This window comes from Bradyrhizobium sp. CSS354 (assembly GCF_029051725.1).
Taxonomy (GTDB): Bacteria; Pseudomonadota; Alphaproteobacteria; order Rhizobiales; family Xanthobacteraceae; genus Bradyrhizobium.
Window position 1 is genome coordinate 494,576 of sequence record NZ_JAACFU010000004.1, and the last position, 24,265, is coordinate 518,840.

Here is a 24,265-nt window from a genome sequence, read left to right on the forward strand (position 1 = left end):
TTGCGTGCAGGCGTGCAACTTTCGAGAGGCCGGCGCGGTTTAGCCGAAGCTCAATAGGCGATAACGAAGCTGTTCCATGGGGGACAGTTCACCCGAGGGGTGCGACACAATGCGTGACTGTTTGAATCACCGTGCAGGCTTTGACCGTGTCTTGATGACGGTCGCGGCGACCTTCCTCACGGTATCGGCCAGCTCGGCCCTGGCGCAGGATCAGGCGCGCAGCAGCGCTGCCGAGCTTGCGATCGAAGCCGCGATCCCGCGCCCCGAACCCGCAAACGTCCCGCCCCCGACCGCATCCGATATCAAGCTCGACACCACCGCCACGGTTCAGGACTCGGCAAAGGAGCCGGTCAAGGAACCCGCGAATGCGGAAGCCGCTCCCGCGCCAAACAAGGTCGAGACCAAGCCTTCCGACGTCGCCACCACGCCCGCCGCCGAGGCGCCGAAGAGCGAGACGGCGAAGACCGAACCTGCCAAGGCCGACACGCCGGCCGCGCCCGCCACCGCTGCTGCTCCGGCCTCGGAGCCGGTGAAGGCCGCGAGCAACGTTCCCGCGGCCGACCAGCCGGTCGCCGACAAGCTCAAGGACATCGTCGGCGCCAAGACTGCGCGCTATTTCGACCGCAAGAACGAGCGCGCGGCGATCGAGAAGTTTTACGGCGCACGCGATTTCGCACCAGTTTGGACCCAAGGCGGCAGCCTGACCGCTGCGGCCAAGGGCGTGATCACCCGGCTCAAGGATGCAGCCTCCGACGGTCTCAATCCCGCCGATTACCCGCTGCCGGACTTCGCCGCCGCCACGACGCCCGATGCGCTCGCCGATGCCGAGCTCAAGCTCACCGCCAGCATGTTCGACTATGCGCGCCAGGCCCAGAGCGGCCGCATGCACTGGTCGCAGGTCAGCGGCGACATCCTCTATCCCGAGCATCCGGTCGATCCGAGCGAGGTGCTCGCCAAGATCACGACCGCGGCGGACGCCTCCGCGGCGCTCGACAGCTACAATCCGCCGCACAAGCTCTATAAGGAGCTGAAGGCGAAGCTCGCGGAGCTCCGCGGCCAGGGCAACGGCCCGATGATCGAGATCGCCGATGGTCCGACGCTGAAATACACCCCGGCTGGCAAGAAGCAGGCTGAAATCGTCGTTGAAGATCCGCGCGTGCCGCAGCTGCGCGCGAAGCTCGGCATCGCCGAGAACGCCAGCGACACCCGCTATGACGCGGCGGTCGCCGAAGCCGTGCGCAAATTCCAGAACAGCGCCGAGCTCAAGGCGACCGGCATCCTCGACGACAAGACGGTCAAGGCGATCAACACCCCGAAGCGCGACAAGCAGATCGACGTGGTGCTGGTGAACATGGAGCGCTGGCGCTGGCTGCCGCGCGACCTGGGCGTGCCCGCGCTCGGCGATGCCTACGTCATCCTCAACATTCCCGACTACACGCTGAAGGTGATGCAGCGCGGCCAGCAGGTCTGGACCACCCGCGTCGTCACCGGCAAGCCCGGCACGCATGCGACCCCGCTGCTCACCGAAACGATGAAGTACATCACGGTCAATCCGACCTGGAACGTGCCGCCGTCGATCGTCTACAACGAATATCTGCCGGCGCTTCAGCAGGACCCGACCGTGCTCCAGCGCATGGGGCTCAAGCTCGAACAGAACCGCGACGGCTCGGTGCACATCTCGCAGCCGCCCGGTGAAGCCAATGCGCTCGGCCGCATCCGCTTCAATTTCCCGAACAAGTTCCTGGTCTATCAGCACGACACGCCGGACAAGAACCTGTTCGCCCGGGACGAACGCGCCTTTAGCCACGGCTGCATGCGCGTACAGAACCCGGATCAGTACGCCTCGGTCCTGCTCAACATCGCGCTGCCGAACGAGAAGTACACGCCGGAGCGCGTGCGCAGCATGTACGGCAAGAGCGAGATCGACCTGAAATTCCCGACCCCGATCCCGGTCAACATCACCTATCAGACCGCGTTCGTGGATGATGGCGGCAAGCTGCAATTCCGCAAGGACGTCTATGGCCGCGACGCGACCATGATCAACATCCTGAAGAACGGCCGCGGCAGGGATCTCGAGAACGTCGTGGCGCACTCCCAGCCGAGCTATTCACGCCCGGCAACGACGCTGCCGAACGGCGTGTTGGCGGCTAACAATGGCGGCTCGTCCGGCCCGAATTTCTTCGAGCGGCTGTTCGGCGCCCCGACCCCGCCGCCGGCTCCGGTCGGCCGCCGTCCCCAGCAGCAGCGGGTGTTCACCCGCTGAGCTAGGCCCGCCCCGGCGCCTAATTTCCTGAAATTCGGCAATAAAATCAGCGACCTCATCCTCTGGATGGGGTCGCTTAACGTTAACCATTCTCCACCTGACCTCGGGCAGCGGGCGTTTTTTCGCCACACTCACCCGGTTAGGTTCGCAATCTGACTTGGTTTGGGGGCGGGAAGGTCAACCTCGAATTAACCTTCTCGCTTTAACAAAGCGTTCATCCTCTTTCGCGCGCTTAGGGGTTAGCGGGAGAGTCCATTTTGAACGCTCGTCGACTGGGTGGGCTCTAACGTGCTGACTGGTATCGCACGCCAATTCGCTGTGCTGTCGTTGTCCCATGCGGGAGTGAAGGCCGGATCCAGGATCGGCCTCGCTGCCGTATTGCTGTTTGCTGCCGCGGGTTCAGTTCATGACGCTGCCGCGCTGAACGAGACCAAGACGCTCTCCTTCCACCACACCCATTCCGGCGAAGACCTCACCGTCACCTTCAAGCGCGACGGGCGCTACGACGAAGCGGCGCTGAAGCAGCTCAACCACTTCCTGCGCGACTGGCGCAGCCAGGACGAGACGGTCATGGACCGTCACCTCTTCGACATCCTGTGGGAAGTCTATCGCGACGTCGACGGCAAGCAGCCGATCCAGATCATCTCCGCCTACCGCTCGCCCGCCACCAACTCCATGCTCCGCCGCCGCTCCTCCGGCGTGGCGCGCTTCAGCCAGCACATGCTGGGGCATGCGATGGACTTCTACATCCCGAACGTGCCGCTGGAGCAGATCCGCTTCGCCGGCCTGCGCCTCCAGCGCGGCGGCGTCGGCTTCTACCCGACCTCAGGCTCGCCGTTCGTGCATCTGGACACCGGCAGCATCCGGCACTGGCCGCGCATGACGCATGACCAGCTCGCCCGGGTCTTCCCGGACGGACGCACCGTCCACGTCCCGACCGACGGCACGCCGCTGAAGGGCTATGAGCTGGCCAAGGCCGAGATCGAGCGGCGCGGCAGCGGCGAGGATTCCGGCAGCAAATCGAATTTCTTTGCCAACCTGTTCAAGGGCAAGCCGGCTCCGGCCGCCGCGAGCAACGACGAGGATGACGAGGGCGCGCCCGCGCCGGCCGCGAAGACTGTCGCGCCGACCTTGGTCGCCGCCGCGACCAAGCCAGCCGATCCGGTGCCGACGCCGCGCGCCAAACCGTCAGTCGCGGCGACCATTCAGCTCGCCTCGGCCGATGCGCAGATCGTCGCGTTGCCCAAGTCGAAGCCCGCGCCCGTGGCTGACAAGCCGGCCGCCGGCAAATCTGCTGATGCCAAGCCCGAGACCCCCGCCGACATAATCAATGCCCGTGGCTTCTGGGACGCCCCGGCTACGCCGCAGCAGGCGACGCCTGCTCAAGTGGCTGCGCTGAAGGCGCGCCAGGCGCTTGCGGCCGCCACCGATCCGCAGCCGACCGCGAGCGGGTCCAGTGCCGCCTATCAGGCGCTGGCCTACGCGCCGGCGTCCGCCTCTCCGGTCGACCGCGCCAACGTCGTCGCCGCCTCCGCGCCGATCCCGCGCTCCGCCCGTCCCGCCTCCGCGTCGCGCAACGTTGCGCCCGCGACCGAGATCAACACGGTGGTCGGCAAGCGCGTCGACGGCATGGTCGCAACCGCGACCCGGCTCTCCGCAGCCAAGGGCGAAAGCATCTGGCTCAAGATCGTGATGCTATCGCCGAGCGCCAGCCGCGCGATGTCGGTGACGCTGATGGGCGAGCTCGACACGGCCGCAATGCGCGCCTACTTCGTCAAGCCGCAGTCCGTGATCGCGATGGGTTTTGCCGACGACCCGATGCAGGGCCTGTCCTGCGACAGTTTCTCGGGCACCGCGACCGCCAAGCTCGAGACGACATCGTTCGTCATGCGGACGGCTTCGCTGCGCTGAGGCGCGGGCCTTCAAGAACCTCCGCAGCCGTCCTGGCTTTCGCCAGGACGACCGCGATAGCTCAGATCATCCCCAGAGCTTGCATGTAGGTCTCGAGAATCGTCTCGGCCTCGGCGCGCTCGTTCGGGTCCTGCTTGCGCATGCGCACGATGGTGCGCAGCGCCTTGACGTCGTAGCCGTTGCCCTTGGCCTCGGCGAAGACGTCGCGGATGTCGTCGGAGATCGCCTTCTTCTCTTCCTCCAGCCGCTCGATGCGCTCGATGATGGACTTGAGCTGGTCCTTGGCAAATTTCGTCGCGGGCTCGTCGTCGCGGACGGCGGCGGAGGTGGCCATCTTGGTACTCCCAATGGAACTGGCAAAACGAGGTGACGCCGGCATCCTCACCGCGCGTGCTGGTTAGACCCTTAGGGTTCGGACCTCTCGCGTTCAAGGCAGCATCGCGCTCGTCCACAGCGCGCCCACACCTTCCTGCGGCGTTTCGAAGAAAGCTGTTGTGTGATGCGACTCAAGGGCACCGCATATCAGGCTGCCAGCGAGGCCGTTCAGTGCCCGGGATGAACCTTCTTCATGGCATCGAGCTGCTCAGGCGTGGCCGCGCCCTGGTATTTCGACTTCCAGGCCTCGTAGGGCATGCCATAGACGGCTTCCCGGCTCTCGTCCTTGCTCAAGGCGACGCCTTGGGCGTCGGCGGCGTCCTTGAGCCAGTTGGACAGGCAGTTGCGGCAGAAGCCCGCGAGATTCATCAGGTCGATGTTCTGGACGTCTGTCCGCGTCTTCAAATGATCGACCAGGCGCCGGAAAGCGGCAGCCTCGAGTTCCGTTCTGGTTTTGTCGTCGATTGCCATGGCTGGATCCCTCGGCTTACGAATTGGCTGTGACCTGGATGGGTCACCCTTACGAGATCAGGTGGGGCCTGTCACAGATTTTGCCATATCGCGGCGCAAACGGGCGCCAAGCCGGGCAGTTCCGGGCCCTACGCCAAATCGTCAATGATCTGATATAGCTTCCGCGACAATGATCGCCGAATCTCCCCGCTCCCCCCTTCGCCTGCTCGCCCGGTTGGTCCCGGTGCTGGTGGTTGGCCTGCTGTGCCTCTGGGCCAGCCCGGCCTCCGCCGATTTCCGGCTTTGCAACAACACATCGAGCCGGGTCGGCATCGCGCTCGGCTACAAGGATGCCGAGGGCTGGACCACCGAGGGCTGGTGGAACATCTCGTCCCGCTCCTGCGAGACCCTGCTGCGCGGAACGTTGGTGGCCCGCTTCTATTACATCTACGCCATCGACTATGACCGCGGCGGCGAATGGTCGGGCCAGGCCTTCATGTGCTCGCGCGACAAGGAGTTCACCATCCGCGGCACCGAGGACTGCCTTGCGCGGGGCTATGACCGGACCGGCTATTTCGAGGTCGATACCGGCGAGCAGCGGGCGTGGACGGTGCAGCTCACCGATGCCAACGAGCAGCCGTCAAAACAGCAGCGCGTGCCCGGTCTACCCGGCCCGGTTGGCCCGGGGGTTCCCGGTTTGCCCAATGGCCCGCCCGGTGGTACGCCCCCCGCCGCGCCTGGCCTCCCGCCAGCTCCCTCGCCCCCGTCTGGAAGTAAGCCATGAGGCGTCTTCGCCGTATCAAGATTCTCGCGACCCTTGGACCCGCCTCTTCGGACCTCGCGATGATCCGCCGCCTGTTCGAGGCCGGCGCCGACCTGTTCCGCATCAACATGAGCCACACCCCGCATGACAAGATGCGGGAGCTGGTGGCGACGATCCGCAACGTCGAGAGCAGCTATGGAAGGCCGATCGGCATTCTGGTCGATCTCCAAGGACCAAAGCTCAGGCTTGGCGCGTTCGCCGAAGGCGCGGTCCAGCTCCAGAATGGCCAGACTTTCACGCTGGATTCCGACAAGGCGCCGGGTGACACCACCCGCGTTCAGCTCCCGCATCCGGAGATCCTGGCCGCGCTGCGGCCGGGCCATTCGCTGCTGCTCGACGACGGCAAGGTGCGGCTGATCGCCGAGGAGACCTCGAAGGAGCACGCGGTGACGCGCATCGTGGTCGGCGGCCGGATGTCCGATCGCAAGGGCGTCAGCCTGCCGGACACCGACCTGCCGGTCTCGGCAATGACGCCGAAGGACCGCGCCGACCTCGAGGCGGCGCTGGTCACCGGCGTCGACTGGATCGCGCTGTCCTTCGTGCAGCGCGCGGACGACGTGCTCGAGGCCAAGAAGATGATCCGCGGCCGCGCCGCGGTGATGGCGAAGATCGAGAAGCCGCAGGCGATCGATCGCCTGGCCGACATCATCGACGCCTCCGACGCCCTGATGGTGGCGCGCGGCGACCTCGGCGTCGAGCTGCCGCTGGAACGCGTGCCGAGCCTGCAGAAGCAGATGACGCGCATGGCGCGGCGCGCCGGCAAGCCGGTGGTGATCGCGACCCAGATGCTGGAATCGATGATCCAATCGCCGGTGCCGACCCGCGCCGAAGTCTCCGACGTCGCCACCGCCGTCTACGAAGGCGCCGACGCCATCATGCTGTCGGCGGAATCGGCGGCCGGCAAATTCCCCGTCGAGGCCGTCTCGACCATGAATCGCATCGGCGAGGAGGTCGAGCGCGACCCGATCTATCGCTCTGTCATCACCGCACAGCGGCCCGCCCCGGAGGCCACCGCCGGCGATGCCATCGCGGACGCCGCGCGGCAGATCGCCGAGACGCTCGACCTGCCGGCCCTGATCTGCTGGACCAGCTCGGGATCGACCGCCGTGCGCGTGGCGCGCGAGCGGCCGAAGCCGCCGATCGTCGCGATCACGCCGAACGTCGCGGCGGGACGCCGGCTGTCGGTCGTCTGGGGCATACATTGCGTGGTGGCGGAAGATGCGCGCGACCAGGACGACATGGTGAGCCGCGCCGGCCAGATCGCGTTCCGCGACGGCTTCGTCCGGGCCGGCCAGCGCGTGATCATCGTCGCCGGCGTGCCGCTCGGCATCCCCGGCACCACCAACATGGTGCGCATCGCCTCGGTCGGCCCCGAGGGCGAAGCGAATATCTAGGTCCGCCAGCACGCGGCAAACAAAAAACGTCGAAAACAACCCCATGCACAGTAGCCGGCGGGTTCGGCGCATGTGCTGGGGTTTGTCGCAAAGGCGAGCTGGGGCAATGGCCTGGGCGCGATCAGGTCCCCCGGTCGATCAGGCGGACGTTTTAGACCCCAACCAGCGCTTTCGCCGTCGGCAGCAGCGTCTGCTGCACGACGAGACCCCTGGCGCGGGCGTCCATGACGCCGACCGCGCGGAGCGCCAGCAGCGTCACAGTCTGCACCGCATCGCGCATCCTGGCGGGATCGTCGAGATTGTCCGGCGCGAGCGGTCCGACCAAGGCCTCGTGCAGGGCGCCGAGCAGCGCGGTTGCGGCGAGCGCGGTGTCCTGCGCCGGCAGGTGGCCGGCGCGCACTGCGGCGTCGATCCGCGAGGCCATCTCGCCCGCGATCTCGCGCCGGCTGGCGAGGCGTGAAGCGCTGACATCGACATCGACCGGCTCGGCCAGGATGCCCCAGGCGAGCCTGCGCTGCGACAGGGTATGGACCGCCACGGTGGTCACGGCCGCCGCCAGCGCCGACGACGGCCCCGGTGCGGCATCGGCGGCTCGCCGGATCGCCGTGAGCTCGTCGCGGGAGACTTCGGCGATCAATTCGGAAATCAAATCGGCCTTGGAGGGGAAGTAGCGGTAGACCGTACCCGCCGCGACGCTGGCGCGAACCGCGACCGGCGCAATCTGCACCGCCGCCATCCCGCCTTCCGCCGCTGCCTCCCGCGCCGCCGCCAGTATCGCACTGCGCCGAGCCGCAAGGCGCTTCACCACTTGATGCGTCCGCCGATAAACCATGGCGCGCTTCCTGTCCCACACGCCAGCCGCACGCCCTGCGGCCGAACGCTTCGTCACTGATGTCGCAAATCGCCCCGCAAGGACTGAACAACTATTCAGAGTGGATGACAAGGTGCAAATGCATGAAGCGTCACGCCAAAAATAAGTGCGAGCTCAAACAGCTGAAAACCTCGCGAACTGCTTTGGTGAAGGGGTAACCACGATCGTTACCGCCATCTTAAACCTGCCCCGCGACTGTGCTGCGGTATTGCGATCCCACCTCGGTGCAGCATGGTCGACACGGACGCCCGGACCGCCTGGCAGCTCTTCCACCTGAACTGGCTTCCCATCGCAGCCATGGGCACCCCGCTGGCGCTCGGTCTCTCCTTCACCGGCCTGAGCCTCGAACCGGTCGCCTACGGCGTGACGCTGGCAGTCGCTGCACTCCTGCTCGCGGTGGCCTATGGCCACCGCATCGTCAAAGGCGAGCTTGCCGACCCGAAGCTGCTGTTTTCGCTCGGCACGATCGGACAGATCATTCTCACCTGCGCAATCGTCGGACCGCTCAGCTATGTGGCGGCCAAGCTGAACTGGCCACTGCAGGACCAGGCGCTGCTTGCGATCGACCGTGCTCTCGGCCTCGATCCCGAACCGATCGCGCGATACGTCAACGACCATCCCTGGCTCGCGGACTGTCTGGCTCGCGGATACGGGCTGATCAAATTGCCGCTGCTGGGCATCCCCGTCGTGCTGGCACTGACGGCGCACTATATGCGGCTGCAATTGTTCATGCTCGCGATGAGCCTCGCGCTCGCGGTCACCATCGCGATCTCCGCCGTCGTGCCCGCGATCGGCACCTATTGGGGGCTGCAGCTGTCCGCCGCGCATTTTCCCGAAATCAACACCGCGATCTATGCCGGGCAGTTGCGCGACATTCTCGCGCTTCGCGACGGTAGCCTGCACGAGCTCCGGTTGTTCTTCCTCGCCGGCATTGTCTCGTTTCCGAGCTTCCACGCCGCGTCCGCCGTGCTCTACATGTGGGCGCTGTGGCCGGTGCGCGGCCTCGGCGGCATCGCGGCCGCGCTCAATCTGCTGATGATCGCGGCGACTCCGGTGATCGGCGCGCATTACGTCATCGACGTCGCCGGCGGCATCGCAGTCGCCGCAGCGTCGATCTGGGCGGCGAAATTTTATCTCGAATGGCACCGCCGCGCGCAGCAAACGTCTGCCGCGCCTGCACCGTCGGCGGTCTGGCAGACCGGCCTCGCGGAATGACGGGCGGCAAGTTGCCCTAGGGTCCGCGTAGCGCTGTCCCACCAGCAACTTTCAACCTTCAATCTTCTCAACGGTGCGAGCACTTCCGTCTGCGCTCTTGGAGCTGCGGCAGACGTTTTGCCGCCGCACAAGCTTGCTGCAGCTTCACGACCTCCGAGATTCGGAAATCGTCGGCCAAAAAGCAGAGAGCCCCGTCAAGGACGGGGCTCTCAAATTCGCGATCTGTCCGGCCTTATTTGAGGCTGGTCGAGATCGAGGTGAACTTGGCGTTCAACGTGGTGCCCAGGTTATTGACGACAGTGATGATCGCCAGCGCGATGCCGGCGGCGATCAGACCGTATTCAATGGCGGTGGCGCCGGATTCATCCTTCGCGAAACGCGCAACGAGGTTCTTCATAAAGAGCTCCAAATGAGTACACGAGGCTACAACTGATCTGGTCTTTTTGGCTTCCCAGCGCCGCTTGACCATGGAACCGAACGTAGTGGCAAAGAATTGCGCCGCAGTTAATTCGACTGCGGAAACACAGAGCGGTTTGCGTGTATTCGCCGATGGTAAACCGAAATCTAAAACGATCCGTTAAATGTTGAGACATTCAAGCCGCCCGGCACGACCGGTTTACCCGGAATTATGACCGCCGTGGTCCAATGTCGACCGCTCGGCACCCCGACAGAAACAACAGGACGACGAGGCGGCATGTCCCTTTCCTTTGCCAACAGCATCACGGTGCAGGTTCGTGCGCGAACCCTGGTGCCGCTGTGCGTCGGTGCGGGTGCCTATCTCTTCTTCGTGTATGTCGGCGACACGCTGCTTCAGGACTCTGACTCGTTCTGGCAGATCAAGATCGGACAATGGATCCTGGATCACGGCGCCATGCCGTACACGGACATCTTTTCCTTCACGCGGACGGGCGCGCCGTGGATTTCAACGTCGTGGCTGTCGCAGGTGCTGTTCGCTTTCGCTCATGCGCAAGGGGGCTGGGCAGGTCCCGTCATCATCACCGCGATGGGAGTCGCGCTCACGGCCGCGATCTTCGTCCATCTGCTCGAGGCGCAGATCGAGGCGCCCCGCGCAGTGCTGTTTGCGATGCTGGCCCTGCTGCTGTCGCTGCATCACGTCCTGGCGCGTCCCCACATCCTGGCGCTGCCTGTCATGGTGGCGTGGGTCGGCCTATTGATGGCGGCTGCCGACCGCAGGAGCGCACCGTCCTGGTACTGGCTGCCGCTGATGGCGCTGTGGGCGAACTTGCATGGCGGCTTCGTGCTCGGTCTGGCGCTGATCGGTCCGATCTCACTCGAGGCCATCGAGCACGCCGAGAAAGGACGGCGGCTGCAGCTGTTCCTGCGCTGGGTGCTGTTCGGGATCGGTGCACTGGTCGCGAGTTGCTGTACGCCGTACGGCTGGAGAACGCTGCTGGGCGCGACCAACATCCTGAGCCTGGGCGAGCTGCTCTCGCTGATCTACGAATGGATGCCGGCGAACTTTGCCACCTTCTCCTCGTTCGAGGGCGCCCTGCTCGGTCTGATCGCATTCGGCTATTATCGCGGCCTCGTGCTCTCGGCGCCCAGGATATTCCTGATCCTGTTCCTGACCTGGAGCGCGCTGACCCACGTCAGGAGCATCGAGGCGTTCGCGTTCCTGGTGCCGCTGGTGCTGGCGAAGCCGCTGGGCCAGCTGGCCTCGCGCACGCAGCCGGACGCAACCGGTGCCGACCGCTGGCCGGCCCGCTATGTCACCGCGCTTGGCGCGCTGATGATCGTGGCCGCGAGCTGGACCTCGACCTCGCTTTACATGCGGCATCACCACTTCACCTTCACCATGACGCAGACCCCGGTCGCGGCAGTCGACTTGCTCGAACAACGCAAGGTCCAGCGCGTCTTCAACGCCTACCAGTTCGGCGGCTATCTGATCTCGCGCGACGTCCCTGTTTACGTCGACGGCCGCGCCGAGCTCTATGGCGAGAAATTCGTCATGGACTTCTTCAAGGCGACCGAGGGCAGGAAGCCCGAGCTGCTTCCGCGCCTGCTCGACGAATACAAGATCGACGCAACGCTATTGACCGCCGATGCGCCCGGACCGCAGATCCTGGACATGCTCAAGGGTTGGAAGCGGATCTATACGGACGACATCGCAGTGATCCATGTTCGGGACGATGCGGCTGCGACGCCGCCGAAGTGAAAACGTAGCTCCCGTGAATGGGACGTCCGCTTCAAAGCGTGAAGCAGACCTGAACAGGCGCTCGGGCCACTTCGCCGTCTGCTCCTTAGCCGACTTCGTCGGAAAGTGGACCGATCCAGCAAATTTCGCGAACGACGATCGCAAGCCCGGCAGATCGGTAGCAAGCGGCTCTCGCGAGATAGCTTCCTGGTCGTAACGCCAGAACCTGATGTTCACTGCGCAAATTGCAGGGTCGCCGAAGCGCTCCCAGCTTTTGCCGTTGAAACGCATGAACTGCATCTGGTCGACCGGGACATGGTCGGTGGTGCCGGTGTTGACTTTGATGCCGGGTAGCAGCATCGGCAATTCGAGATCGCGGACCGCAAAGGCCTGCTTGAGGATGTTCTCGGTCGACAGATCATTGCCGCAGGCTTTCAGCACCGCCTCCAAAGCCATCGCGCTGTTGTAGGCGTTGACGTAATTGGTGTCGTGCTGGTCGGCCTCCGGCAAATATCTGGTCATGAACTCGCGCCAGCCCCTGACGCCGGAATCGTCCTTCCAGGCGGGATCGTCCGGGTCCTTCACGTAAGCGGTGGAGAGGATGCCGGTGCCGGCTTCCAGTCCCGCAGGCTCCATCACCGTCGAAACCCACACCGCAACGTTGGACAGGAACGTCATGGGCCGCCAGCCGATCTCGAAGGATTTGCGGATCGCTTGCGCCGCGAATTTCGGCGTCGCCGCGATCACGAATACGTCGGCGCCCGAGGCCTTGAGCTTCACGATCTGGGAATCGATGGTCGGGTCCTGGATCTCGTAGGTCGCGCCCGTGACGACGCTATCGTAGTTTGCACCGAGCACGTCCTTCAGCCCGGCGAGATAGTCTCGGCCGTAATCGTCGTTCTGCGAGATAACGGCGAACTTCGCGTTCGGATTCTTCGCCAGCGCGTAACGCGCATAGAGCCGCGCTTCATAGCGGAACGGCGCCTGCACGCCCATCGTCGCCTGCGGATATTGCGCGAGGTCGGCGAATTTCGAGGCGCCGGAGCCGATGAAGAGTTGCGGCACGTTCTTGGACTGGAGGTATTTCGCGATCGCCGTGTTGTGGGCGGTACCGATCGAGGAGAAGATCAGTGCCACCTCGTCGCTCTCCACCAGCCTGCGGGTCTGCTCGACCGATTTCGGCGGCGCATAGCTGTCGTCGAGCGAGATCAGATTGACCTTGCGGCCGTTGATGCCGCCCTTCTCATTCAGCATCTTGAAATAGCCGACCTCGCCCTTCCCAAGCGCCCCGAAGGCCGACACCGGCCCGCTGTAGGGCATGGTCTGGCCGATTCTGATCTCGGTCGCGGTGACGCCGCGCATTTCGGCGGCGGCGGATGGAGCGGACAGTAACGAGACTATCAGGAACGATACGGCGCCAAGCGCGCCCAATGCCCTCGCAAAACGCATCGGCTTGCCCTCCCCTTTGTCTGCGCGGTCGAGCCGCGCGTTAATTGAGGAGAGCATGCCACGACATCACCGCAGACTCCAATCGCTATGAGTCGCGGGGCCTGTTCGTTGCGAGATGCTCAGTTGCCCACGTTCGAAAAGCACCACCCAACAAAAAACGCGGCGTTTCCGCCGCGTTTTTCAATTCCATCTGCCGCTCTCGATTACGCCTGCGGCTGCGGCTCCAGGCCGGGATCCGGATCGGGTCGCGGGCGCGACTTGCCGGCCGGCGGCACGGCGGAGGCGCGCGGGGTGGTCGGCTCGAGCACGGACTCACGGTTCGGCTTCTTGCCCTTGAGCAGGTCGATGATCTCGTCGCCGGAGAGCGTCTCGAACTCGAGCAGGCCCTTGGCGAGAGCTTCGAGATCGGCGCGCTTCTCGGTGAGAATACGCGTCGCCTCGTTGTAGCCTTCTTCGACGAAGCGCCGGATCTCGGTATCGATCTTCTGAACCGTCGCTTCCGATGCGTTCTGGGTGCGCGACACCGACATGCCCAGGAAAACCTCGTCCTGGTTCTCGCCGTAGGACACGGTGCCGAGCGCCTCGGACAGGCCCCAGCGCGTCACCATCATGCGCGCCAGACGCGTCGCCTGCTCGATGTCCGACGACGCACCCGAAGTCACCTTCTCGCGGCCGAAGATCAGCTCTTCGGCGACGCGGCCGCCCATCATGATGGCAAGGCGCGAGGTCATCTGCTCCAACGACATCGACAGCTTGTCGCGCTCGGGCAGCTGCATGACCATGCCCAGCGCACGACCGCGCGGAATGATGGTCGCCTTGTGGATCGGATCGGTCGCGACGACGTTGAGGCCGACGATGGCGTGTCCGCCCTCGTGATAGGCCGTCAACAGCTTCTCTTCCTCGGTCATGACGAGCGACTTGCGCTCGGCGCCCATCATCACCTTGTCCTTGGCTTCCTCGAACTCGGCCTGGGTCACCATCCGCTTGTTGCGGCGCGCGGCGGTGAGCGCGGCTTCGTTGACGAGGTTCATCAGGTCGGCGCCGGAGAAGCCCGGGGTGCCGCGCGCGATGGTCTTGAGGTTGATATCCGGCGCCAACGGCACCTTGCGGACGTGGACCTTGAGGATCTGCTCACGGCCGACGACGTCCGGATTGGGCACCACGACCTGACGGTCGAAGCGGCCGGGACGCAGCAGCGCGGGATCGAGCACGTCGGGACGGTTGGTCGCGGCGATCAGGATCACGCCTTCGTTGGCCTCGAAGCCGTCCATCTCGACCAGCAACTGGTTCAGCGTCTGCTCGCGCTCGTCATTGCCGCCGCCGAGGCCAGCGCCACGATGACGACCGACGGCGTCGATTTCGTCGATGAAGATGATGCAGGGCGCGTTCTTCTTGGCCTGCTCGAACATGTCGCGGACGCGGCTGGCGCCGACGCCGACGAACATCTCGACGAAGTCAGAACCCGAAATGGTGAAGAACGGCACGTTGGCTTCGCCCGCGACCGCACGCGCGATCAGGGTCTTGCCGGTGCCGGGAGGGCCGACCAGCAGCACGCCGCGCGGAATGCGGCCGCCGAGGCGCTGGAATTTGCCGGGGTCACGCAGGAATTCGACGATCTCCTGCAGGTCCTGCTTGGCTTCGTCGACGCCCGCGACGTCCTCGAAGGTGACGCGGCCATGCGCTTCAGTCAGCATTTTTGCGCGCGACTTGCCGAAGCCCATCGCCTTGCCGGCGCCGCCCTGCATCTGCCGCGACAGGAAGATCCACACGCCGATCAGCGCAATGAAGGGAAGCCAGGAGACCAAGAGCGAGACGAACCACGGCACGTTGTCGCCGGGCGGCTTCGCGGTGATCTGCACCTTGCTGTCATAGAGGCGCTTCACGAGCGTCGGATCGCTCGGCGCATAGGTCTGGAAGCTCGAGCCGTTCGTGAAGGTGCCGTGAATGTCCGGCCCCTGAATCACGACGTCGCGCACATTGCCGCGGTCAACCTCGCTCAGGAGCTGGGAGAAGGCGATGTCCTGAGAGGAGGCGCGCTGACCCGGATTCTGGAAGAGCGTGAACAACGCCAACAGCAGCAGGACAATGATGACCCAGAGGGCGAAATTGCGCAGATTGGCGTTCATCGATCTTCCTTCGTGGTCGCGCGGATCGCGGCCTGAGCCTTGGGCAGTTATTTGGGCAGCGCGAGGAAATCCCCAAGGAATCCTCTCGGTTAGACGGATACAATCTAGGTGTCGCTCCGGTCGCTGCCAAGGGAACGAGATGGGACTATTTAGCCCATCTTAGTCCGATTCCCGCTGAAATAATGGCGCCCTGATCCCGGTTTTTCCGGCCTGGTTAAGGTGTCCTCACGACGCGGTCGCGAAACGAGCCGGTGCCATGATCCGCCCTTATCCCCCCTTGCGCCGGGCGGGCGCCGGACCGACGCGGATACGCTCCCCGGCAAAGCTGATCAGGGCTCCTGCAAGCGTCTGCTTCAGGGCTGGCCGGCCATTTGCGGGTGCACGGGGACGTGCGGCAATGGCCTGATCGAGTGCGGCCAAGAGGGATTCGACCTTGCCGAGTTCCGCCGGTCCCTCATGCCCGAACGCGTTGATTGCCCGCAGCAGGATCCGCAGCCGGACCTCCTCCGGCAGGGCGGCAAACGCGGAGGCCTCGAGGCTTCGAAGGCCGGCCTGCGGCGCATCGCCGCGATCCCGCAAACGGAGGAAGCGCTCGGCTCCATCGGTCAGCACCTCGACGGACGCATTGGCGCGCGCCAGCCTTGCCGCGAGCCGAGCCAGGCTGCGGGCATCACCGCCCTCCGCCGCGAGCTGCGGCAGCAGCGCACGCAGCCGCGGCCGGGTAAAGGCCGCGTCATGGTTGGTGGGATCGTCGGCAAAGCTGATCTTCGCCCGCTTCAAGGTCGCGATCAGCTGCGACTTCGGAACATCGAGCAGCGGACGCGCAAGGACGACGCCGTCACGCTCGGTGAGACGGGCCATCGCCGACAGCCCGACCAATCCGCTGCCGCGGACAAGACGCATCAACAGGGTCTCGGCCTGGTCGTCGCGGGTGTGGGCGGTCAGCACGTGGCTCGCCCCGGCGACACGCGCGGCCTGCACAAGCAGACGGTAGCGGGCTTCGCGCGCGGCGGCCGGCAGTCCCGTTTTCGGCTTTGCCCCGCGCCAGCGCACGGTCCGGTGCGGCAAGCCAAGCCCGGTCGCGAGACGCTTGACCTCGCGTGCCTCGCGCGCCGCCTCCGGCCGCAAGCCGTGGTCGATGGTGACGACGCTGAGACGAGGGCCGCGCGCCAAGCTGCGATGCCAGCGCGCCGCAAGCCACATCAGCGCCACCGAGTCGGGCCCGCCGGAGACCGCGAGCAGCAGTCCCTGCGCGCATTTCAGGCCTGCGAAGAGGCGCTTGGCCTCACGCGCCGAGATCGGTGAACTGTCCTCTGACATGACGCTGCAATCGTCCGCGGATGGACCGACTGTTTAGCGCAGCGCCATCCGCCTTGTCAGGATCAATCGCCGCGCCTCAGCACTTCACCCGCTTCTGCTCGCGGTCGACCGCGGCTTTGACGCCGGCGGAAGCGCGCGGATATTTGCGGCCGACTTCGCCGAAGGCGGCGCACGCGGCCTCCTTTTCCTTCAGCGCGGCCAGCGACTGGCCGAGCCGCAGCAGGGCATCCGGCGCCTTGGCGGATTTGTCGTATTTGGTGGTGACGGCGAGGAAGGCTTCGGCGGAGTCGCGATATTGCTGGCGCTGGAAATAGCTCTCGCCGAGCCAGTATTGCGCATCGCCGAGCAATGGGTCGCTCGGATATTTCTGCGAAAAATTCTTCATGGTCTGCTCGGCCAGCGCATAGTCCTTGCGCTGCATGTAGCCGATGCCGAGGTCGAATTCGTCGCGCGGTGTTGCCGAGGGCGGCAGGGTCGTCAGGGCCGGGGCGCCTGATGATGCCGGAGATCCGGATTGGGCCGGCGGATAACCGGGCTGCGCTGCCGGCGGCACCCCTTGCTGGTAGCGCGGACCGGTGTTGGCGAGATCAAGCGGTTCGCCGGCGCCACGGCCGCCGGGCGCGCCGCTTGGGGCACCTGCAGGCATCGGTTGCTGCCCGCCGCCGAGCGCGCGCGGCGCACCCGGCGCATTCGGGCTCTGGTTCGGGTCAAAGGCATCGCCGCGGCGGCGCGTGCCCGGCGCGCCGGGCGCTGGCTGCTCCTGAACGATCGGCGCGGGAGAGGCGATCTGCGGCTGCTCGTAATTCGGCTGGGCCGCTTGCTGGTGCGGCGGCTGCTGGCGATAGGCCGGCGCGGCTTGCGCGGGCGGCATGGCCGCGACGTTGGGCTGGACCGCCGCCTGGCCGGGCGCACCTTGCGCGCCGCCCTCAAGCGCTCGCAGCCGCTCTTCGAGCTGGCGGTTGCGATATTGCAGCTCTTCGTTCTGGCCGGTGAGCTGGCGCAGCTGGTTCTCCAGCCGCTCGATCCGCATCTCGGGATCTGCATCGTCCGACTGTGCGAGGGCGGGCGAGCACAAAGAGAGCAGCGCGGCGATCGCCACGGTGCCGGTGAAGACCTTAAATCTGGATGACATCTTGCCCTGACGACGAAAGCGAAATGGCCTGCGACCGAACATTCGACGCGCCACACATTGAAGGGGAGTACGCCAAAACTGTGACTGTAACAAACGGGTTTCTGTCACAGATCGCTGAAACGAAACCGGCGCCCGAAAGGGCGCCGGCATAATCGGTTTCTGAAGATGAACGGCGCCTGACCGGTCGTCAGGAGCTCGCGTTCAGCACGGTGACGGCGCGGCGGTTCTGCGACCAGCAGGAGATGTCGTTGCAAACGGCCACCGGCCGCTCCTTGCCATACGAGATCGTGCGCATGCGGTTCGGATCGATGCCGCGCGAGGCGAGGAACGAACGCACCGATTGGGCGCGGCGGGCGCCGAGTGCGATGTTGTATTCGCGGGTGCCGCGTTCGTCGGCATGACCTTCGACGGTGAAGCTGTAGCGCGGATAGCTCTGGAGCCACTGCGCCTGCTTCTCCAGGGTCACGATCGCCTGCGGGGTCAGATCGGTCTGGTCGCTTTCGAAGAACACGCGGTCGCCGACGTTAACGACGAAGTCTTGCTGGCTGCCCGGCGTCGCCGCGTTGGCCATCGCATCCGTGGCAGAGTTCTTGTTGGCGCAGGCACCCATCGACAACGCGACGGCAAGCACCGCGGCCAGCTTCAATCCCTGGAGGATGCGCATAGGATGTTTCATTCCGGAGCCTCCACGCTCACGTTTCGTCCACTGCTGTCCGGTCTACAGGGGGTTGGTTAAGCGAACGTTCCGTCAACCTTGATGGAACCTTGCCACAGCCGGTCAAATGCCCCCAACCAGCGAAAAGCAAACGTCATGGTTAATGGGTTGTAAATGTGGCGCGATGGTGAAGGCAAGCCGCGCCGACCGGCAAAAACCGCGGCCTTTGCTGGAATTTTAGGCTCGTCGCGTGGAGACCCCGGGGCCAGACCCTGAGGCCCTAGCGGGCAGAACCGGTTGCCGAGGCGGCTACGTCCGGCGTCCGCTGCGTGGCCAGCGACACCGGCCGCGGGGCCGCCTGGCGCGGGCTGCTGCGTTGAAACAGCATGCGCCGCTCAAAAGCGCTGGAGCGCATGATCGGAAAGCGCGTCAGAACCTTTTCCCGCTGGTTCCGGAAATCGGACGCCATCAGCACGGCCTTCTTGGTGGGCCAGCCCGGAAACCCGCGGGGCTCCGGTGAAATGGTCTCGTGCAGGAAGATGCGACGATAAAACGCCTGATGATCGGTCCGGATCATGGCCAGCCCGGTGTCGGCGTTGAAATGATCGCAAGCCACGAAAGCCAGCCGCACCGTCAGATAGGGCAGCTCCGGAAAACGCTGGTGCTTTTCGGGATCAGCAACAAACCGGCATGGATCGATGAGAACTTCGCCGCGGTCGAGGCGGGGATGCAGGACGTCGCCAAACACTTCGGTCGTGTAGGACATCCGCCAGTCCGACGTCAGGACGTGAATGCGAACGGAGCTGCAGAGCTCTCCATCGACATAGACCCCGAAATTCCAGGTGTTGGGCGCATCATCAAAGCGATCGGTCACGCGCCGCGACTCCGACGGCTCGATCAGTCCGGCGTGCAGATAGGCCCGGTACCGCATCAGATAGAGGTTGTCTCGGTCCTCAGGAGTTTCGATCAGGCGGTAATCGATGCGGTCAAACAGAGCGGCTCCCCGCGGAAGGAGCACCGTTTGCGGTTCAGCTCCAGACGTCATCCAGTACCCCTACACTCCAAAGCAACTTCTGCGAGTGTGACGAGATTAATGGTTCATTAACGGAATTGCAAAGGCTTAGAAACGTTAGGGTTAACCTCTGCAGCCCGCAAAAACACGGGCGAACGAGAGCCAAGGCATTGAAGGAGCAGAGATGAAAGATCAGGCGATCGAGCGCGAGGACACCATGACGATCTGGTCGTCAGTCCCGCGACGGCCATGCGAGGCATTGAGCAATTGGCGAATCCGGACCGCCGGCACCGGCCGGCTGAACAGATAGCCCTGCCCTTCGGTCACGGTGCCGTCGGCGCTGATCAGCTCGAGCTGATCATTGGTCTCGATGCCCTCGACCACGACAGCCATGCCGAGATCGGCCGATAGCCGCGCCATACCGCGCAGCAGCGTCAGCGGCCGGTCGGCATCGATGCCTTCGAGGAAGGAGCGGTCGATCTTCACCTTCTGCATCGGGAAATTATGCAGGTAGCTGAGGCTCGAATAGCCGGTGCCGAAATCATCCAGCGAAATGCGCACGCCGATCGCATGCAATTGCGACAGGATGTCGTGCGTGAGCTGGGTGTTGCGCAACAGCGAGGATTCGGTGATCTCGATCTCCAGCCGATGCGCCGGGAGGCCCGAAACCTCGAGCGCGTAGCGGATTTCGCTCAAGACGTCGCGCTGGTGGAATTGCTGCGGCGAGAAGTTGACGGCGACGCTGACGCCCTCCGGCCATTTCATGCATTCCATGCAGGCGCGGCGCAGGATCCAGCGGCCGAGATCGACGATCAACCCCATGTCCTCGGCGACCGGGATGATGTCGACCGGCGAGACCGTGCCGCGCACCGGATGATTCCAGCGCAGCAACGCCTCGCACGTCGTGATCTTGCCGGACTTCAGATTGACCAGCGGCTGGTAGAACAGCTCAAACTCCTCGTTAGCGAGCGCCTTGCGCAGATCGAGCTCGAGGATGCGGCGCGCCTCGACGGTCGCCGCCATCTCGTCGCGGAAGAAGCAGAAGGTGCCGCGGCCGTCGGCCTTGGCCCGATACAGCGCCATGTCGGCGTTCTTGAGCAGCGTGTCCGCGCTGACGCCCTCCGGCGAGGTCAACGCGATGCCGACGCTGGCGCCGATCTCGACCAGATGATTGTCGATGCGGTAGCGCTCGCTCAGCCGTTCGACGATCCGGCGGGCCAGCGCAGCGGCGTCCTCGGGCGAGGAGATGTTCTCCTGGAACACGACGAATTCGTCACCGCCGAAGCGGGCGACAAAATCCTCCGGGCGCAGCATCTCGCGCAGACGGTTGGCGACCGCGCACAGGAGCTGGTCGCCGCAGGGATGGCCGAGCGTGTCGTTGACCTGCTTGAACTGGTCGAGGTCGACGAACAAGAGAGCGGACAGGCGCTCGGCATCGTGCGAGATCGCCAGCAGCCTTTCGATCTCATCGCGGAAATGAACGCGGTTGGGGAGCGCGGTGAGGTCGTCGTAGCGCGCCAGATGCGTAATCTTGGCTTCGGCGCTGCGACGGTCGGTAATGTCCTCGAGCAGCACCACTGCGCCACCGTCAGCCATCGGTTGGACAGTCCAGGACAACGACCGGTTTCGCTGCGTATCGGGATCGGCGGTGATGATCTCCGTGGCTTGCGAACTCTCGATGTCCGCGACGATCCGCTCGCCGCTCCCAGCCGAGATGGATCCGGCGCTGACGCATGCCGCGACGATGTCACGCGCGTTGACGCCGCGTTGCGCAAGACCTTCCGGCAGATTCATCATTGCGCCGAAGCGGTGGTTCATGACCGCCAGCTGTCCGTCGACGCGGAACATGCAGAGGCCGTGCGGCATGTTGTTCAGCGCCGTATCGAACTGGCCGGCGAGCGCGGCTTCACGCTCCCGTGCCACGACCGCTCCCATGAAGATTCGGTGCAGATTCACCGAGAGCTGCATGATCGCCATCAGGAACGCGGCGCTGACCAGCGCCATCGCGATGTAGTAGGGCGTTCCACGCAGTGCCAAGGCAAGCACGGCCGGACCGAAAATCAGCACGGCCTGGAGGTGGAAGATCGCAGGCCGGCCATATGCCCTGCCCGCGCCGCCCGCCGCGATTCCGGTGGTGACCGACAAGGCGATCATGTGGGCCACGGCGTCGTCCGTGGCCAACAGGGCGGTGGCGCACCAGATGCCGATCGCAGCCGCCTGGATCTTTGCCCCGATCTGATAGCGCTTCTGCCAGCGTGCGGCCGCCTCGACGGTCATGACCGCATGACGTGCCTGATAGAGGCGCAGGTCGATCGCCCGCGCGGTCCCGGCCAGGACAAGAAGTGCGACGCACGCCCAGATCAGCGGCTCGCCCGTCCTCAGCGCGGTCAGGGCCGCACCGATCGACACGAAAATGAGTCCTGCCAGCAGCGGACCAGGCGCTTCGAACAGCGAATCGATTTGCGCCGCCGAGGTTTTCGGCGGCCGCTGTTCCGGCTCTCCGCTCTGACTTGCAAACTGCATCTGGTGTTTACGCGCGTCCTGTCTGGAGCGCAGTTTTACCGATCCGGTATGAAGTCTTTCTGAGGGAACATCGTTAAAGTCGAGTTGTTTTGAGCGACCAATAGTCGAAATACATCAATAGAAACAAACCGATGGGAAAAGTTTGCCGAGTGCAACCTTAAAGAACAATTATCGCGGGGAAACATCGCGCCAAGTTTTCGAAAAAGGCGCGCGGTCAAATCATCGCGCACCGAGGACGGGCGGCTAGCCCGATGTCGAGGACAATAGCGGCGACCATGCCGGGTCGGAGGCGAAGCCCGGCGTCGGCACCTTCAACTCGTTTCGTCCCGAGATGTCGACCGAGAACAGCGACGGCCCGCCGCTGCCGCCGGGATCGCGGAAGAACATCAGCACGCGGCCGTTCGGCGAGAAGGTCGGACCTTCGTTGTGATAGCCGGAGGTAAGAAGCCGTTCGCCGGAGCCGTCCGGCTTCATGACGCCGATCGAGAACTGCCCGCCGCCTTGCCGGGTGAAGGCGATGTAATCGCCGCGCGGCGACCACACCGGCGTCGAATAGGTGGCGTTGTTGTCGTCCTTGGAGAAGGAGATGCGCTGCGCCGCTCCGCCGCCTGCGGCCATGACATAGATCTGCGATCTGCCGCCGCGATCGGACTCGAAGCAGATGCGGGTGCCATCCGGGGAGTACGAAGGCGAGGTGTCGATCGCGGGCGTGTCAGTGAGGCGCGTGGTCGAGCGCGAGCGCAGATCCATCACGAACAAATTGGAATTGCCGCCCTGCTGCAGGCTCATGATGACGCGCTGGCCGTCCGGCGAGAATCTCGGCGCAAAGGTCATGCCCGGGAAGTTGCCGACGATCTCGCGCTGGCCGGTCTCGATGTTGAAGAGATAGACCTTCGGATCGCCCTGGCCGAACTCCATGTAGGTGATCTCTTGCGAGTTCGGCGAGAAGCGCGGCGTCAGCACGAGGTCGGAGCCGCGGGTCAGATAGCGCACATTGGCGCCGTCCTGGTCCATCATCGCGAGCCGCTTGACGCGACGCTCCTTCGGCCCGGTCTCGTCGACGAACACCACGCGGCTGTCGAAATAGCCCTTCTCGCCGGTCAGCTTCTCATAGATCTGGTCGGAGATGATGTGGGCGATGCGGCGCCAATATTCCGGCGAGGTGAAATATTGCTGGCCGGCGAGCTGCTGGCCGGTGACCACGTCCCACAAGCGGAATTCGGCCTTGAGGCGGCCGTCCGGCTGCCGCGTCATGCGGCCGGTGACGAGGGCTTGCGCGTTGAGGGTTTTCCAGTTCTCGAATTGCGGCGCGACGTCGATGTTGCTGATGCGCTCGATGAAAGCGGCCTGGTCGACCGGCGCGAACAGGCCCGAGCGCTTCAGATTGTTGGTGATGACCTGGGTGACGCCGTTGCCGACGTCGCCGTCGGCCGGCGAGCCCGGCACGAAATTGGTGATCGCAATCGGGATCGGCCGAAACTCGGTGGGGTCGATGCGAAGCCGCGGCTGGCCCTGGGCGAAGGCGTGGCCGCCCCCCAGCATCGCGAGCGTCGATCCGGTCAGGGTCATGAAGCGGCGGCGGTTCATCGATCGAACGTCATTCATCGCAAAATTCTTTTGTTCGGATGTCACAACATGTCTTTCAGGCCGAAAGTCATCGGAATGAGCTTCCAGCTCTCGTATTGCTGCTTCGGCATGAACGAATAGACCTGACACTGCACGATGGCGCGTCTGGCACTCTCCGCCACCGCCTGTGCGATCGACCGCGACGGTCCCCTCACCGCAACGACGATCGGCTCGGAGGCGAGCGATCCGTCGATCTTCATGGGAATGTCGATGTCGGCTTCGTATTGATCTGCATCCTGCCCGTTATAGGTCGGCGTGAAGCAGCGCTTCACCGCCCCCTGGAAGGCTCCCCGCCAGGTCGCAATGTTGTTGGCGGCCGTTCCGGTCGTCGATCCCAGCGAGGCCGACGCATTCAGCGTCGAGCCGGCGAGTTCGTGCCGGGTCGCGGCGCGCTTGTCGAGATCGCGCTGGATCTGCGCTGGATCGAAGCTGCGCTCCTTGGGCTTCGGCTGCTGCGGCGGCTGCACCGCCGCGACCTTTTGCTCGGGCGGCTTGGGCGGCGGCTTCTTGGTTTCGAGCTTTTTCTGCAGTTCGGCGATCGGATCTTCCTTGGCCGGGTCAGGCTTTTTTTCCGGCGGCTTCGGCTCTTCCTTGGGCTTGGCTTCAGCCACGGGCTTGGGCGGCTCTGGCTTTTTCTCGACCGGCTTCTCCACGGGCTTGGGCGGCGGCTCGGGCGTCGAGTTGGTCTTGATCAGCTCTTTCTTCTCGGTGACCTTGCCGACGGCGTCTTCCTCGGGCTTGGCTTCCGCGATCTTCTCGACCTTCGGCTTCGGCTCTTTCTTGTCGCCGGTCTTCTGCCCCGACATCATCTGCGCGAGTTGGTCGGTGGAGATGATGTCGATCGGCAGCGCCTCTTCCGGCGCGACAAAAGCCCTGCTGCTAAAGGTGACGAGCCCCCATCCCAGCACGAGGACGTGGAGGGCAATCGACGCAACGAGTGTCTTGTCGACCTTCACCTTCACGGT

The 24,265-nt window shown here is 64.7% G+C and carries 18 protein-coding genes and 1 pseudogene; 6 read left to right on the forward strand and 13 right to left on the reverse strand.

Annotated elements, in window-relative coordinates:
- Positions 1-109 precede the first annotated feature (109 nt).
- Together GWG67_RS12325 and GWG67_RS12330 are read left to right on the forward strand one after the other, a co-directional pair.
- Complete coding sequence (locus tag GWG67_RS12325) at positions 110-2,263, forward strand: murein L,D-transpeptidase (protein ID WP_275169589.1); 2,154 nt, start codon at positions 110-112, stop codon at positions 2,261-2,263.
- A gap of 288 nt (positions 2,264-2,551) precedes the next feature.
- Positions 2,552-4,174, forward strand: a complete 1,623-nt coding sequence (locus GWG67_RS12330; RefSeq protein ID WP_275169590.1) for a DUF882 domain-containing protein — start codon at positions 2,552-2,554, stop codon at positions 4,172-4,174.
- Positions 4,175-4,235: 61 nt separating this feature from the next.
- On the opposite strand, the gene GWG67_RS12335 is transcribed toward GWG67_RS12330, so the two are convergent.
- Both GWG67_RS12335 and GWG67_RS12340 read right to left on the reverse strand, forming a co-directional pair.
- Positions 4,236-4,508, reverse strand: a complete 273-nt coding sequence (locus GWG67_RS12335; RefSeq protein WP_007596286.1) for a DUF2312 domain-containing protein — start codon at positions 4,506-4,508, stop codon at positions 4,236-4,238.
- Positions 4,509-4,717: 209 nt separating this feature from the next.
- On the reverse strand, positions 4,718-5,020 hold the full coding sequence (locus GWG67_RS12340) for a DUF1244 domain-containing protein (protein WP_007596287.1): 303 nt from the start codon (positions 5,018-5,020) through the stop codon (positions 4,718-4,720).
- Positions 5,021-5,189: 169 nt separating this feature from the next.
- On the opposite strand from GWG67_RS12340, the gene GWG67_RS12345 reads away from it, so the two are divergent.
- Both GWG67_RS12345 and pyk read left to right on the forward strand, forming a co-directional pair.
- Positions 5,190-5,783 carry a DUF1036 domain-containing protein gene (locus GWG67_RS12345; protein ID WP_275169591.1) on the forward strand — a complete coding sequence of 198 codons (594 nt, stop codon included), beginning with the start codon at positions 5,190-5,192 and terminating at the stop codon, positions 5,781-5,783.
- Entirely contained in the window at positions 5,780-7,216 is a 1,437-nt protein-coding gene (pyk, locus tag GWG67_RS12350) for a pyruvate kinase (protein ID WP_275169592.1), read from the forward strand. The genes GWG67_RS12345 and pyk overlap by 4 nt, the downstream gene beginning before the upstream one ends.
- Positions 7,217-7,367: 151 nt before the next feature.
- On the opposite strand, the gene GWG67_RS12355 is transcribed toward pyk, so the two are convergent.
- Positions 7,368-8,048, reverse strand: coding sequence for a TetR/AcrR family transcriptional regulator (locus GWG67_RS12355; RefSeq protein ID WP_275169593.1), 681 nt, complete (start codon positions 8,046-8,048; stop codon positions 7,368-7,370).
- Between the two features lie 270 nt (positions 8,049-8,318).
- Here GWG67_RS12355 and GWG67_RS12360 point away from each other — a divergent pair, with 270 nt between their 5' ends.
- The gene (locus GWG67_RS12360) at positions 8,319-9,302 is read left to right on the forward strand and encodes a phosphatase PAP2 family protein (RefSeq protein ID WP_275169594.1); all 984 of its coding nucleotides are present in this window, start codon (positions 8,319-8,321) and stop codon (positions 9,300-9,302) included.
- A 232-nt stretch (positions 9,303-9,534) separates the two neighbouring features.
- On the opposite strand, the gene GWG67_RS12365 is transcribed toward GWG67_RS12360, so the two are convergent.
- Positions 9,535-9,699, reverse strand: a complete 165-nt coding sequence (locus GWG67_RS12365) for a Flp family type IVb pilin (RefSeq protein WP_106941974.1) — start codon at positions 9,697-9,699, stop codon at positions 9,535-9,537.
- Positions 9,700-9,996: 297 nt separating this feature from the next.
- Here GWG67_RS12365 and GWG67_RS12370 point away from each other — a divergent pair, with 297 nt between their 5' ends.
- Complete coding sequence (locus tag GWG67_RS12370) at positions 9,997-11,478, forward strand: hypothetical protein (RefSeq protein WP_275169595.1); 1,482 nt, start codon at positions 9,997-9,999, stop codon at positions 11,476-11,478.
- A gap of 231 nt (positions 11,479-11,709) precedes the next feature.
- On the opposite strand, the pseudogene GWG67_RS12375 reads toward GWG67_RS12370, so the two are convergent.
- The 9 genes and pseudogenes from GWG67_RS12375 to GWG67_RS12415 all read right to left on the reverse strand — a co-directional run.
- A pseudogene (locus tag GWG67_RS12375) lies at positions 11,710-12,906 on the reverse strand (ABC transporter substrate-binding protein); the annotation flags it as partial.
- A 203-nt stretch (positions 12,907-13,109) separates the two neighbouring features.
- Positions 13,110-15,032, reverse strand: coding sequence for an ATP-dependent zinc metalloprotease FtsH (gene ftsH, locus GWG67_RS12380; protein ID WP_007596301.1), 1,923 nt, complete (start codon positions 15,030-15,032; stop codon positions 13,110-13,112).
- Positions 15,033-15,299: 267 nt separating this feature from the next.
- Positions 15,300-16,352: a tRNA lysidine(34) synthetase TilS gene (tilS, locus tag GWG67_RS12385; protein ID WP_275169596.1), complete on the reverse strand. Its 1,053-nt coding sequence runs from the start codon at positions 16,350-16,352 to the stop codon at positions 15,300-15,302.
- Between the two features lie 76 nt (positions 16,353-16,428).
- Entirely contained in the window at positions 16,429-17,484 is a 1,056-nt protein-coding gene (gene ybgF / locus GWG67_RS12390; protein ID WP_275169597.1) for a tol-pal system protein YbgF, read from the reverse strand.
- A 187-nt stretch (positions 17,485-17,671) separates the two neighbouring features.
- Positions 17,672-18,160, reverse strand: a complete 489-nt coding sequence (pal, locus tag GWG67_RS12395) for a peptidoglycan-associated lipoprotein Pal (protein ID WP_026232595.1) — start codon at positions 18,158-18,160, stop codon at positions 17,672-17,674.
- A 259-nt stretch (positions 18,161-18,419) separates the two neighbouring features.
- Positions 18,420-19,184, reverse strand: coding sequence for a hypothetical protein (locus GWG67_RS12400; protein WP_275169598.1), 765 nt, complete (start codon positions 19,182-19,184; stop codon positions 18,420-18,422).
- A 159-nt stretch (positions 19,185-19,343) separates the two neighbouring features.
- Positions 19,344-21,674, reverse strand: a complete 2,331-nt coding sequence (locus GWG67_RS12405; protein WP_275169599.1) for a bifunctional diguanylate cyclase/phosphodiesterase — start codon at positions 21,672-21,674, stop codon at positions 19,344-19,346.
- Positions 21,675-21,917: 243 nt separating this feature from the next.
- Positions 21,918-23,261, reverse strand: coding sequence for a Tol-Pal system beta propeller repeat protein TolB (gene tolB, locus GWG67_RS12410; RefSeq protein ID WP_275169703.1), 1,344 nt, complete (start codon positions 23,259-23,261; stop codon positions 21,918-21,920).
- A gap of 41 nt (positions 23,262-23,302) precedes the next feature.
- Positions 23,303-24,262 (reverse strand): protein TolA, encoded by a 960-nt coding sequence (locus GWG67_RS12415; RefSeq protein WP_275169600.1) that lies wholly within the window; start codon positions 24,260-24,262, stop codon positions 23,303-23,305.
- Positions 24,263-24,265: the final 3 nt, after the last annotated feature.

Bases quoted from the DNA above. Each gene is read 5' to 3' on its own strand.
- GWG67_RS12325 (WP_275169589.1), top strand. From the start codon at position 110: ATGCGTGACTGTTTGAATCACCGTGCAGGCTTTGACCGTGTCTTGATG.
- ftsH (WP_007596301.1), bottom strand. From the start codon at position 15,032: ATGAACGCCAATCTGCGCAATTTCGCCCTCTGGGTCATCATTGTCCTG.
- tilS (WP_275169596.1), bottom strand. From the start codon at position 16,352: ATGTCAGAGGACAGTTCACCGATCTCGGCGCGTGAGGCCAAGCGCCTC.
- GWG67_RS12355 (WP_275169593.1), bottom strand. From the start codon at position 8,048: ATGGTTTATCGGCGGACGCATCAAGTGGTGAAGCGCCTTGCGGCTCGG.
- ybgF (WP_275169597.1), bottom strand. From the start codon at position 17,484: ATGTCATCCAGATTTAAGGTCTTCACCGGCACCGTGGCGATCGCCGCG.
- tolB (WP_275169703.1), bottom strand. From the start codon at position 23,261: ATGAACCGCCGCCGCTTCATGACCCTGACCGGATCGACGCTCGCGATG.
- GWG67_RS12345 (WP_275169591.1), top strand. From the start codon at position 5,190: ATGATCGCCGAATCTCCCCGCTCCCCCCTTCGCCTGCTCGCCCGGTTG.
- GWG67_RS12370 (WP_275169595.1), top strand. From the start codon at position 9,997: ATGTCCCTTTCCTTTGCCAACAGCATCACGGTGCAGGTTCGTGCGCGA.
- GWG67_RS12365 (WP_106941974.1), bottom strand. From the start codon at position 9,699: ATGAAGAACCTCGTTGCGCGTTTCGCGAAGGATGAATCCGGCGCCACC.
- GWG67_RS12360 (WP_275169594.1), top strand. From the start codon at position 8,319: ATGGTCGACACGGACGCCCGGACCGCCTGGCAGCTCTTCCACCTGAAC.
- GWG67_RS12335 (WP_007596286.1), bottom strand. From the start codon at position 4,508: ATGGCCACCTCCGCCGCCGTCCGCGACGACGAGCCCGCGACGAAATTT.
- GWG67_RS12400 (WP_275169598.1), bottom strand. From the start codon at position 19,184: ATGACGTCTGGAGCTGAACCGCAAACGGTGCTCCTTCCGCGGGGAGCC.
- GWG67_RS12340 (WP_007596287.1), bottom strand. From the start codon at position 5,020: ATGGCAATCGACGACAAAACCAGAACGGAACTCGAGGCTGCCGCTTTC.
- GWG67_RS12405 (WP_275169599.1), bottom strand. From the start codon at position 21,674: ATGCAGTTTGCAAGTCAGAGCGGAGAGCCGGAACAGCGGCCGCCGAAA.
- pyk (WP_275169592.1), top strand. From the start codon at position 5,780: ATGAGGCGTCTTCGCCGTATCAAGATTCTCGCGACCCTTGGACCCGCC.
- pal (WP_026232595.1), bottom strand. From the start codon at position 18,160: ATGAAACATCCTATGCGCATCCTCCAGGGATTGAAGCTGGCCGCGGTG.